At 50.3% G+C, this 12733-nt stretch carries 7 protein-coding genes; 1 reads left to right on the forward strand and 6 read right to left on the reverse strand.

Annotation, left to right across the window (positions count from 1 at the left end; translation table 11 throughout):
• Nucleotides 1–72 precede the first annotated feature (72 nt).
• From Q0577_RS08700 to Q0577_RS08725, 6 genes are all read right to left on the reverse strand, one after another.
• Complete coding sequence (locus Q0577_RS08700; RefSeq protein ID WP_298734928.1) at nucleotides 73–3171, reverse strand: CusA/CzcA family heavy metal efflux RND transporter; 3099 nt, start codon at nucleotides 3169–3171, stop codon at nucleotides 73–75.
• A 116-nt stretch (nucleotides 3172–3287) separates the two neighbouring features.
• The gene (locus Q0577_RS08705; protein ID WP_298734930.1) at nucleotides 3288–4376 is read right to left on the reverse strand and encodes an efflux RND transporter periplasmic adaptor subunit; all 1089 of its coding nucleotides are present in this window, start codon (nucleotides 4374–4376) and stop codon (nucleotides 3288–3290) included.
• 94 nt (nucleotides 4377–4470) lie between these two features.
• The gene (locus Q0577_RS08710) at nucleotides 4471–5736 is read right to left on the reverse strand and encodes a TolC family protein (protein ID WP_298734933.1); all 1266 of its coding nucleotides are present in this window, start codon (nucleotides 5734–5736) and stop codon (nucleotides 4471–4473) included.
• A gap of 121 nt (nucleotides 5737–5857) precedes the next feature.
• Nucleotides 5858–7231: a HAMP domain-containing sensor histidine kinase gene (locus Q0577_RS08715; protein WP_298734936.1), complete on the reverse strand. Its 1374-nt coding sequence runs from the start codon at nucleotides 7229–7231 to the stop codon at nucleotides 5858–5860.
• 101 nt (nucleotides 7232–7332) lie between these two features.
• Nucleotides 7333–8019, reverse strand: coding sequence for a response regulator transcription factor (locus Q0577_RS08720; protein WP_298734939.1), 687 nt, complete (start codon nucleotides 8017–8019; stop codon nucleotides 7333–7335).
• A gap of 18 nt (nucleotides 8020–8037) precedes the next feature.
• The gene (locus Q0577_RS08725) at nucleotides 8038–9996 is read right to left on the reverse strand and encodes an ABC-F family ATP-binding cassette domain-containing protein (protein ID WP_298734941.1); all 1959 of its coding nucleotides are present in this window, start codon (nucleotides 9994–9996) and stop codon (nucleotides 8038–8040) included.
• Between the two features lie 382 nt (nucleotides 9997–10378).
• Here Q0577_RS08725 and Q0577_RS08730 point away from each other — a divergent pair, with 382 nt between their 5' ends.
• Nucleotides 10379–12703, forward strand: coding sequence for a TonB-dependent receptor (locus tag Q0577_RS08730; RefSeq protein ID WP_298734943.1), 2325 nt, complete (start codon nucleotides 10379–10381; stop codon nucleotides 12701–12703).
• The last annotated feature ends 30 nt before the right edge of the window (nucleotides 12704–12733 follow it).

Below are 12733 nucleotides of genomic sequence, written 5' to 3' on the forward strand. Positions count from 1 at the left end.
TGCGAACTAAAACCAGTAGTTTCTTTTATTATCAGTGCCATCCGGCTAACAGCCAATAGCCAGCAGCTATTATTACATCGTATCTTTTTTACTCTTGTAAGCCCCGTAGAATATGATCGGGAAGATCAGCAGCGTCAGTACCGTCGCTGTTATCAAACCTCCGATCACCACTATAGCCAGCGGCTTCTGTGTTTCAGAGCCCACGCCATGGGATACCGCCGCGGGTATCAAACCGATGGCAGCCATCAGGGCAGTCATCACCACCGGTCTTACCCTCGATTCTACGCCCAGGCGGATGGCCTCATTCAGGGGCAGGCGGTTCTCCAGGTTCTTATGGAACACCGATATCAGTATTACCCCGTTCTGTATACAGATACCAAAAAGTGCGATAAATCCTACCCCTGCAGAGATACCGAAGTTGATGCCCGTAACATGAATGGCCAGTATTCCGCCAATCAGCGCAAAGGGCACATTCAGCAGTATCAGTCCCGCATCTTTCACACTGCCCAGCATTATAAACAGGATCACAAAAATGGCTACAATGCTAACTGGTATCACCTGCGCCAGCCGCCCGGTGGCGCGTACCTGGTTCTCAAATTCACCCGTCCAGCCAACACTGTAGCCTTTAGGCAGCTTTATGGCCGCCCTTACTTTACGCTGGGCTTCTGCAATGGTGCTGCCCAGATCCCGGTCACGCACAGAAAATTTGATACCGATAAAGCGCTTGTTGCCATCCCGGTAAATGAATGCCGGACCGGTAATGGTTTTGATGGTGGCAATTTCCTTCAACGGCACTTTATTGCCGCCCTGGGTGGGCACCATCAGGTTACGCAGGTCTTCCTCCGTTTTACGGTAATTGGCGTCGTAACGGATGCGTATATCAAATTTCTTTTCACCTTCATACAGCTGGGTAGCTGTTTTACCACCTATCGCCATTTCTATTACCGCCTGTGCATCGGCAGTATTCACGCCGTACAGCGCCATCATGTTGTCATGCAGATTGATGCTCATCTCCGGCTGACCAATATTCCTGATCACACCCAGATCGCGTATACCCTGTACATGCTGCAGTTGTGCAACCACCTGCTGTGAGAGGCTTTCCAGCTTCTCCAGGTCGTCTCCGTAGATCTTTACCCCGTTGGCCGCCTTGAAGCCTGCCACAGCCTCAGATACGTTGTCACTGATCGGCTGGGAGAAGTTGAGGATAATGCCCGGGTATTTCTTAAGCCTTTGTTCCATCTGGCTGATCAATTCATCTTGAGTGATCTTACGTGTCCAATCCTTTTTGGCGGCCAGGTCTACCTGGTACTGTACAAAGTAGAATCCGTTGGGATCGGTGCCGTCGTTGGAACGGCCTACCTGCGACAATACCCGCTTTACTTCCGGGAAACCGCCCAGGTCCTGGCGGATGGCACGCGCCATTTTCACACTTTCCGTCAGCGACATGCTCATGGGCAGCTCTGTGGTAACCCATAGCGAACCTTCGTTCAGCTGGGGCAGGAATTCAGTACCCAGCCAGCGGGCGGAAAAGAAGGTCAGGAACATGAAGCCAAAGGCCATCACCATGCTCAGGCGTTTATGCCCATAGGTCCAGTTGAAGCCGCGCATTACAATACGGTCAAAGAACTTCACCACGGGGTTATGCTTTTCCTTCACATTCTTTTTCAGCAGGATGGAGGTCAGCACAGGAACCAGTGTAAGCGTGAACAGCAGTGCACCCAGCAGGGCAAAGCCCAATGTCCACGCAAGCGGTGAGAACATCTTGCCTTCCACTTTCTGGAAGGAGAAAATGGGGATCAGGGAGATGATGATGATGAGCTTCGAAAAGAAGATGGCTTTTGCGAGTTCACCGCCCGTCTGTTTGATCCATCCCATCTTCGCCAGCTTGTTGAAACGCTCCATGCCATACTTATGCGCCTTATGATCCAGCATCACGAAGATGCCTTCCACCATTACCACCGCCCCGTCTATGATGATACCGAAGTCGATAGCGCCCATAGAGATCAGGTTGGCGGTCATCCCTTTCAGCCGCAGGCAGAGAAACGCGAACAAAAGCGACAGCGGGATGATGATAGATACCGTCAGCGTGGTGCGCCAGTCCGCCATGAAGATGAAGACGATCACCGTTACAAACAGGATACCTTCTACCAGGTTGTGCAACACCGTATGGGTACAGAACTCCATCAGGTTATCACGATCGTAAAAGGTGACCATCTTTACATCTCCGGGCAGGATGGTTTCGTTTAACTCCCTGATCTTGTCCTTCAGCCGGGCTAATACTTCTGTCGGGTTTTCCCCTTTTCGCATTACTACGATGCCTTCTACCAGGTCGTCCTCCTTATCAAGTCCCACCTGGCCTACCCGTGGCAGCGAGGATTCCCTCACGGTGGCCACATTCTTCACCAGCAGGGGAGTGCCGTTAATATTATCCAGGATGATGTTCTCTATATCTGCTATGCTGTTCAGTAAACCGATACCCCTTACCACATACGCCTGACCGTTCTTCTCGATCACATCCCCGCCTACGTTGATATTACTTTTGGTAACGGCCTGGTAAAGTTCCAGCGGCGTGATATCGTATTTAGCCAGTCTTACCGGGTCAGCCTCTATCTCATATATTTTGTCCTGTCCGCCAAAAGCCACAATATCCGCTACTCCTGGTACGCTGCGCAGCTGGCGGTCTATCACCCAGTTCTGGTAGGTCAGCAGATCGCGGGAGTTACGGCGGTCGCTTTTCAGGTAATAGCGGAATATTTCACCGGTAGGGCCATAGGGCGGTTGTATCTCCGGGTCGGCGCCTTCAGGAAGGCTGATGCTTTGCAGCATGTTGTTCACCTGTTGCCTGGCGAAGAAATCTTCCACATCATCCTCAAAAATGATCTTCACCACGGAGAGGCCGAACATGGTAACCGAGCGTACGCTGGTTTTCTTCTGTACTGCGTTCATCGCCACTTCCACCGGCAGCGTTACAAAGCGTTCTACTTCCTGTGCACTGCGCCCGTTCCATTTGGTAACGATGATGATCTGTGTATTGGTAACATCCGGGAACGCTTCTATCGGTGTATGCACAAATGCTACAATCCCCGAAATGATCAGCGTTAATGTTGCGATAAATACGAACAGTTTATTCTTAAGCGAAAAACCGACTATATTTCTGATGAACTTGTTCATATCCAGTCTATGGCATTTGAAGTTTAAATGTTTGAGCGTTTAAGCGTTTAAGAAAGCATTTTAGTCGCCAACGTTTCAAACGCTAAAACTTTCAAACTTTCAACCCTTAAGCTTCACTAATCGTTTAAGGCGTTATAAATTAACAACTGGTTCCTGCTGATCACTTTTTCGCCCGGGTTCAGCCCTTTGTTCAGGTAGGCCAGGCTGCCCGAGGTTTTATAAGGCTCTACCTCACGTACCTGTATATTGTATTTATCCTTGAATACCAGGACATAGTTCTTGCTTCTGTCAAATATCAGTGCGGAAGACGGTACCGCTATCCGCTGTTCGCCTTCGTTATAGTGCAGTGTTACTGTGGCAAACATTTCCGGTTTCAGCTGCAGGCCTTTGTTATCCAGCTTGATACGGATCTGCATGGTCTTGGTGGCCGGGTCCAGGAAATTATAGATTTTATCTACCTTGCCATGGAACACGGTGTCCGGGTAGCTGATGGTCACAATGTCTGCATCGTAGCCTTCCTTTACACGGGCGATATCTGTTTCAAACACATTGGCCAGTACCCATACATCATTCAGTTCGGAGACCGTAAAGATGTTCTGGCTGTTATCACTGCGGATCTCCATGTTATTATTGATATTCTTCTCAATGATATAACCGGAGATGGGCGCTGTTACCAGGTAGGTGGAGCCGTTGCCCCGGCGGTATATCTTAAAGAGATCGTTGAGGCGGTTCACATCTGCACGGGCTTTATCTACTTCGCCCTGCGCATTCACCACATCTTTTTCGGTGCTTAGCTGGCTGCTGTACAGGTCCTGCGCCACTTTCAGCCCTTTTTCAGCAACGGCCAGGTCTGTCTGCGCCTGCGACATCTGCTTTTCGTAGTCGGCGATCTCGCCGCTCTGGATCACGGCCAGTATCTGGCCTTTCTGCACGTAGTCGCCCAGCTGAACTTTGATATCCTTTACGTAGCCGCTCACCAGGGGATATACCTTGAGTACCTTACCCACATCCGGCGACACCTTGCCGGAGAGGCGCAGATCGCTTTGCACGGGTTTTACAGCCGCGGTATCTATCCGGATGCTTTGCAACATGGTGTCGCTCAGCACGAAAGTCTCTTTTTCGGCATCTTCGGCCTGTGTGTGTTTACAGCTGGTCCACCAGGCAGCACTGGCTAAAAGTAAGGCCAGGCTTAAAAAACGACTCATGTTATTATTCATTTACAATTATGCGTTTAATTTATTCCGTTTGAAAGTTTAATAGTTTGATGGTGTCCGGTATCATCAGGCAACTTTCAAACTTTCAGAACAACTCCGTTCCGGTCGCAAAATTCAACTCCTCATATGCGGTGATCCGGTCCAGCATCAGTTTATTGGTGTTCTTAACGTTATCGCTGTAGCTGTTGAAGTAATCAATGAACTGCAGCAGCGAGATGTTGCCTTTACGGAAGTTGAGGGCTACCTCATCTATCAGCTTGTTATATTCCTGGTTGAAGCTTCTGAAATCCAGCAGCTGGTACTGGTGGTCCATCAGGCTGATCTTCTGCACGGCCTGCTGCACATCTGTTGCTACTATGTTGTTGCCCTGCGCCAGGTTTTGCTCCTGTACCTTTACCTGGCTGCCGGCAGAGCGGATATTGCCCTGGTTGCGGTTCCAGAAGGGAAGGTCAATGCCCAGGGTCAGTCCTACAAAGTTGGGCGCATAGCTACCTGATTTATCATAGGTGGCGCCTACATGCAGATCCGGTACCGCCAGCGCTTTCTGCAGGCTGTAGTTCATCTGCGCCTGCTGTAACTGCTGCTGTGCAATACGCAGGTCGGGCCGGTTCAGCAAGGCGGTGTCTATAAGAGCAGGCAACGTATAACCTTTCAGCTGAAGGTTGTAGCGCGACAGGCCTTCGGTATCCACGTTAGGCGCATACTGGCGGTCGTTACCAAGCAATTGCTGCAGGTTTAACTGTGAGGCCAGTTCCTGTTGCTTCAGGTCTGTATAATCATTGGTGAGGCCTACCATCAGTGCGCGCAGGCGGATCACATCTGCGTGGGCCACACTGCCTTTCCTGTCTGCATCTTCATAAGCCGCTACGATCTTCTGCAGGTTAGACAGCTGCTGCTGCAATACCTTTTCTGTTTCCTGCAGGAAATACAGCTGGTAGTAGCTACTCCTGAGCTGCAGGCGCAGGGTGCGCATCAGTTCAAAGAACCCGGATTGTGTGGTGCCGGCGTTCAGTTTTGCCAGTTGCACGGCTTTATTGCGTTTTCCCGCCAGCGTGATCAGCTGGTCCACGCTGTAAGCGGTCTGGCCGCCGTTGCCTCCATAAAAAGGTTGTATTTTATCAGTGGTGCCGAAGCCCCAGGTTGCACTGAATGAAGGATTGTTCCATAACCTTGCCTGCTGAACAAGCGCCTGGTCCGCATCGATCCGGAAACGTTGCGCCAGCAACTGGTAGTTCCGGTGAAGGAAAGTATCCTCCGCTTCCTGTAAGGTGATGGGCTGTATAACCTGCGCCATGCTGCTGAGTGAAAATATTAACAGGGCTGTAGTTATAATCCAGAGCTTTTTTTGCATATAAGTGACGTTTCAGTCTCAATTTCTGATGCAAAGCTCTGAAAGGAGAATTAAAGGGGCCTTTAAGGAAGATTAAAATGGGCTTAAAATCAGTTTGGAGGTTTAAGGGTTTGGGAGCCTGTTACATGTGTGGCAGAACTACGGTAAAGATGGTGCCCTTGTTCAGTGTAGAGCTGACACTGATGGATCCTTTATGTAGTTGCACTATCTTTTTACAGATGGAAAGGCCCAGGCCATGGCCCCTGGTCTGATGCGTGTTTGATCCGCGGTAAAAGGGCTCAAACACCTTATCCAGCTCCCCGGCGGCAATGCCGATACCATTGTCTTTCACCTTTATCTCTATATACCCGGCAGGAAAATCGATGCTTACGCTGGCAGTATTGTCCGGAGAGAATTTACAGGCATTATCCACCAGGTTCAGGAAGAGGATCTTCAGCAGGGTTTCATTGCCATGGCAGGTGATCTCGGTATCTGTTTCGGGCAGCTTTTCAAACCGGATATCTACCTTTCCGCGCTGTTTTAATTTAATGAGATTGCCCATCTCCAGCAACAGCTCGTCCATGCGCACTTCATAAAAAGCAAACCGCTGTTCATTCAGGTCTGATTGCGCCAGTTGTAAGAGGCCATTGGTAAGATCGGAAAGGTTCACCGCGTCTTCCAGCACGGAGTTGAGTACCGCCGCATATTCGTCTTTACTTCTTTCCTTTGAAAGGGTCACCTGCAGCTGGCTGATAATGGAGGCCAGTGGCGTGCGCAGCTCATGGGAGGCATTGCTGACAAAGCTTTTCTGCAGATCAAAGGAATCGCTGAGGCGTTGCAGCATGGTATTGAAATTGCTGCCCAGGGTGGCAATCTCGTCCCGCCCCCGTATGTCCACCTTAGTGTCCTGCAGGTTGTTGGCATTGATGATATTTACCTGGTTCACCAGCTGGGTGATAGGGGCCACCATGTTCCGGGAAAAGAAATAGGCGATGATCACCAGCAGAATAACGGCCACCACCAGCTCTATCAGCAGGATGCGCCGCAGGTTCTGCAGGTTCTGGAAACCATACATATCCAGTGAGGATACCAGCACGATCACGGAGATATTACCTTCAGTATAATAAACCCCCACCACCTCATCGCTGTCCTTTTCATAGCTGTAAATGCCATTGCGTTTGATGTAATCCAGCAATCCGCGGCTGGTGCGTATAGCCGTATCCTTAAGATTGGAGTAGAGGAGATCGTAATTGGGACTATTGGGACTATATACCAGGATGGTTTCCTTGTACAGGTCCTGGAAGGTGGTTTTGTCCAGTTTACGCAGCAGGTCTATTCTCACCATATCGCCTTCGATGATCACATTGGCAATGGAGCGGGCGCGGTATTCCAGGCGTTCCAGGTATTCTGCTTTCCTGGACTGTGCAGAAAAATAATAGGCCAGGGATGCAAATGCGATCAGCAGCAATGCCGCCGATACGGTATAATAGATCCCTATTTTATATTTAATCTTCACATTAGCATGTTTGAGCGTTTGAAAGTCTGAGTGTTTGAAAGTTTGAAGGTGGCCTGGTTATGCCGGACATCTTCAAACTTTCAAACGTTCAAACTTCCAATTTATTCATCCCCCAGGTAGTATCCCATCCCTGTTTTGGTATGGAGGAGCTTATTGTCGAAATCCTTATCGATCTTCTTGCGGAGGAAGTTCATATATACCTCTATCACATTGGTGCCGGTATCGAAATCAATATCCCATACTTTTTCTGCGATGGTAAGTTTGGAAATGACCTTGCCTTTATGCAGGGCCAGGAATTCAAGCAGCTGGTATTCTTTGGCGGTGAGGGAGATCTTTTTGCCGCCGCGGGTCACTTCTTTCTTTTCGCGGTCTATTTCCAGGTCGGCGATCACGATCTTGTAAAGACTGCTCTGCTGCACATCTGCACCGGCTCTTTTCAGGAATACGCGGATGCGGGCCAGCAGTTCGCGGAAGTCAAAGGGTTTTACCAGGTAATCATCCGCGCCCAGTTCAAAGGCCTGCATCTTGTCGTCCATTCCGCCCAGCGCTGTCAGCATGATAATGGGGATGCGGATATTCCTTTGCCGTATCACTTCGCAGATCTCGTAGCCGTTGTTATGCGGCAGGTTCAGGTCCAGTATCACCAGGTCATAGCTGTTACCGGAGGCCAGGCTTTTGCCCATACGGCCATCATAGGCCACCTCTACTTCAAAGCCATTCTCCTCCAGCCCCTTTTTGACGGCGTTGGCAACCTTTACTTCGTCTTCAACTACAAGAATTTTCTGCATACCCCTTTAAATTAAGAATTAACCTTGCTCAACGATCTTTTCAAACACAGACTCGTACTGCTGGTTGGCCTGTTCAAGGTCTTTAAGTGTTTGCTTATAGTCGCTCTCTATCTGCTGGAACTTCCCTTTGTCGCCATATACATCGGGATTGCCGAGGGCGGTTTCCAGCTGCTGTTTCTTTTCATTCAGCCTGGCCAGTTCGGTTTCCAGCTGCTGGAATTGCTTTTGCAGTTTCTGCAGCTCGCGTTTGGCTTCTTTATCAATAGGAGCTGACTTTACAGGTGCAGCTGGCGCGACAGGCTTTGGTGGTTCGGGGGCAGGCTCACTGCCCTTGTTCTTCCGGTCGTTCTTAGTGGGTTTGGTAGGCTGGGAGGCCGCAGCCTGGCGTTTCTTCCATTCTTCCCATTCTGCATAGGTGCCTTTGAACTCTTTGATCTCCCCGTCAACGATCTCCCAGATCTTATTGGCGGTCTGGCTTACAAAGTAACGGTCGTGTGATACCAGTACATAGCTGCCTTCATATTTACCCAGGGCATCTATCAGCATCTGTACGGAGTTCATGTCCAGGTGGTTGGTGGGCTCATCCAGCAGCAGGAAGTTGGCCTGGCTGATGATGGTTTTGGCAAGGGCTACCCTGGCTTTTTCACCACCGGAGAGGATACGGATCTTTTTGAACACGTCATCCCCGGTAAAGAGGAAGCAGCCCAGGAGGGAGCGGAGTTCCAGCTCATTACGGCCGCTGCCCGCAGATTTCAGTTCTTCCAGTATCTCATAATCCATGTGGAGGGCCTCCAGCTGGTGCTGGGCATAAAAGGCCGGTACTACGTTATGGCCCGGTATGCGTTCGCCTTCCATCTGCTCGGTGCCCGCAATAATGCGCAGCAGGGTAGATTTACCCTTACCGTTGGCGCCTATGAGCGCAATCTTATCGCCGCGGTTGATCTCTGCACCGGTGTTATTTAATACGGTGATGTTACCGAAACGTTTAGTCACTCCCGTAAGAGTACACAATATCTTTCCGGGTGTTTTATCCACATTGAAGTTGATCCTGATCTTGGAGGGACCGCTGTCAACCTGCTCAACACGGTCCAGTCTTTCCAGCCTTTTCATGGCGCTCTGCGCCTGGGCGGCCTTGGTGGCTTTAGCCTTGAAACGCTCGATGAAGCGTTCCTGCTGGCGGATGTACTCCTGCTGGTTTTCGTATGCGCGTTGCTGTAGCTCGCGGCGCAGGTCTTTTTCCTGCTCGTAATCCTCATAGTTGCCGGAGTAGTGGTGCAACTGCTGCTGGTATAGCTCTACGATCTTGTTCACCATCCTGTCAAGGAAATAGCGGTCGTGCGAAACGATGATCACGGCGCCGTTATAATTTTGCAGGTATTTTTCCAGCCATTCAATAGAAGGGAGGTCCAGGTGGTTGGTAGGCTCATCCAGCATCAGCACGTCGGGATGCTGCAATATCAGTTTGGCCAGCAGCACGCGCATCCGCCAACCGCCGGAGAACTGGCTGTAAGGCCGTTCCAGGTCTGCGGTGCTGAAACCCAGGCCTTCCAGCACCTGGGCGGTTTTGTGCCGCATGTTATAACCATCCAGCGCCTCAAAAGCGTGCAGTTTGTCGCTGAACTCATGCAGTAATGCTTCCGTTTGGTTGTGTTCCAGTTCTTTGGTAATACGGTCGATCTCTTTTTCCAGTTCCAGCGCTTCGCTGAAGGCGGTCATGCCTACGTTCAGGATAGACTCATCAGATTCAAAGCTCAGCAGGTCCTGGTTGAAGAAGCCGATGCTCAGGTTCCGGATCTTATTCACACTGCCTTTGGAAACGGAATATTCCCCGTTGATGATTCTCAGCAGTGTTGATTTACCGGTTCCGTTCAATCCTATCAGCCCCACACGGTCTCCCGGCACAATATGCCAGGATGCATCTTCCACAATCACCCGGGCTCCGAATTCAAAAGTAATGTCCTGTAACGCAATCAGCATAATAAGATATAAATGTTAAGTAAAGCTATTGGCTATTAGCAATTAGCTGTTAGCTAAAAGCCAGCAGCTAATAGCTAACAGCTATTTTAAAGCACACAAAGGTAATATTAATGTACAGATGTTCGAATATAGGAATGGTATTTGCTGCCTTGTAACATATATATCATATATTTTTTTTATTTTTGTCAGGTTGATGTATGTGAGCATGAAATGAAGATATCCTATGAAATCCTGCCAGAAGCACCAGACGACTTTAGCAGGGAACAGTTAACGAAAAACCTGGAGCGATAACCGCTTCTAAACCAGAACTGTGGGGCTAATTACCATGAGCGTGAACAATCCATATCTTATCGTAAGATGTTCCGTCTTATCCATGCTTTGCATGTGTTGTTCATTGCTGGCAGTAGCCCAGCAGAAATTCACTATCAGCGGTTATGTGCGCGACAGCACCAATGGCGAGTCCCTGACGGGGGCTACGGTGTACGTAAAGGGCAGCGCCAACGGGGTGCAGTCCAATACCTATGGTTTTTATGCCCTGAGCCTCCCGGAAGGGGAGTATACCATCGTATGTTCTTTCCTGGGCTTTGAGGAACAGGTGCGTAGCATACGGCTGGACAGCAGCATGCGCATGAACCTGGTGCTGGCCCCCAAAACCTACCAGGCACAGGAAGTGGTGATCACAGACAGGCGCCAGAGCAAAAATGTGGCTTCCACTGAAATGGGACGCTCTGAGATGGCGGCAGAAACGGTTAAACGCCTGCCTACCTTCCTGGGAGAAGCAGATGTGCTGAAAGCGCTGCAGCTGATGCCGGGTGTGCAGGCTTCCGGCGAAGGGAATGCCGGGTTATATGTACGCGGCGGCGGACCAGATCAGAACCTCATCCTGCTGGATGAAGCGCCGGTGTATAATACGGGCCACCTGTTCGGCTTCTTCTCCGTTTTCAACGCAGACGCTATCCGTAATACCACCCTGATCAAAGGCGGGATGCCTGCCAATTACGGCGGCCGTCTCTCTTCCGTGGTAGACATCAGCATGAAGGAAGGCAATAACCAGGAACTACAGGGGGAAGGCGGCCTGGGCCTCATCGCCTCCCGGCTTTCGCTGCAGGGTCCCCTCAAAAAGAACAGGTCTTCTTTTATCGTATCCGCCCGCCGTACCTATATCGACCTGATTGCTAAACCCTTTGTGAAAGAGAACAAAACCTATGGCGGATCGGGGTACTATTTCTACGACCTGAACCTGAAGGCCAACTATATATTCTCTGATCGCGACAGGCTGTTCCTGAGCGGCTATTTTGGCCGCGACGTGTTCACCTTCCGCAGCGGCACCCGCACCTTTGATGCAGACATTCCCTGGGGAAACGCTACCGCCACCTTAAGATGGAACCATATTTTCAGCAAGAAACTCTTTGCCAATACGTCTGTTATCTTCAATGATTACCGTTTCAGTTTTTCCGGCAAGCAGAATAATTTTGAGGTGACGTTCAAATCCGGCATCAGTGATGTGAACACAAAGCTGGACTTCGACTATTTCGCCAACTTTAATCACCGTATCCGCTTTGGCGGGAATTATATCTACCATCGTTTTACGCCCTATTCTATTTCCGGCCGCCAGGACAGTACCCACTTCACGCCGGATAATGCCTACCGCAAATATGCGCATGAAGCGGCACTCTATCTGATGGACGACTGGGAGCTGACGCCCCAGCTGAAGCTGAACATCGGTGTACGCTATAGCGGTTTCCAGCAGGTGGGGCCATATACCCGGTACAGGGAAGACGCAGGGGGCGTTAAGACAGACAGCACCGTGTACAAGAACTGGGAGCCGGTGAGGTCTTACGGCGGACTGGAGCCAAGGGCCATCCTGCGCTATGCCTGGAATAACCAGAACGCCGTAAAAGCATCCGCCACCCGCAACTACCAGTTCATACACCTGGTTACCAATGCAGGCACCTCGCTGCCTACCGACCTCTGGGTACCCAGTACCTACAATGTGAAGCCACAGATATCCTGGCAATACTCGCTGGGCTACTACCGTAACTTTAATGATGATACCTGGGAAACGTCTGTAGAGGTTTACTACAAAGACATGCAGCACCAGATAGAATACCGGCAGGGCTACAGCCCCTCCCTGAAAGACCCCGAAGAGGATTTTGTATTCGGTAAAGGCTGGGCCTATGGGGCAGAGTTCTTCATCAATAAGACCAAAGGACGTTTTACCGGCTGGCTGGGATATACCCTGGCCCGGACCTGGCGCCAGTTCCCCGACCTGAACCAGGGTAAGAAATTCCCTGCAAAATACGACCGCCGCCACGACCTGGTAGTGGTTGGGAACTATCAGCTCAGCAAAAAATGGCACCTCTCCGGCATTTTCATTTTTGGTTCCGGCAACACTACTACCCTGCCTACCAAATTCTACATGATCGAAGGCGCCCTGGTACAGGAGTATGCCAATATCAACAGCTATCGTTTGCCGCCCTATCACCGGCTGGACCTTTCTGCCGTATATACACCCAACCGCCACCCGGAGCGCAGGTTCAAAAGCAGTTGGGCCTTTTCGGTGTATAACGTTTACAGCCGTATGAATACGTACTTCCTGTACTTTGACACTTACGGACAGATACTCAATGATAACCTTACCCTGAGGGCCAGGCGGGTATCCCTGTTCCCGATCCTGCCAGCCGTTACCTGGAACTTTAAATTTTAACCGCTGATCGTTGGTGGATAGCCATTATTG

This window comes from uncultured Chitinophaga sp., from assembly GCF_937898475.1.
Classification (GTDB): domain Bacteria; phylum Bacteroidota; class Bacteroidia; order Chitinophagales; family Chitinophagaceae; genus Chitinophaga.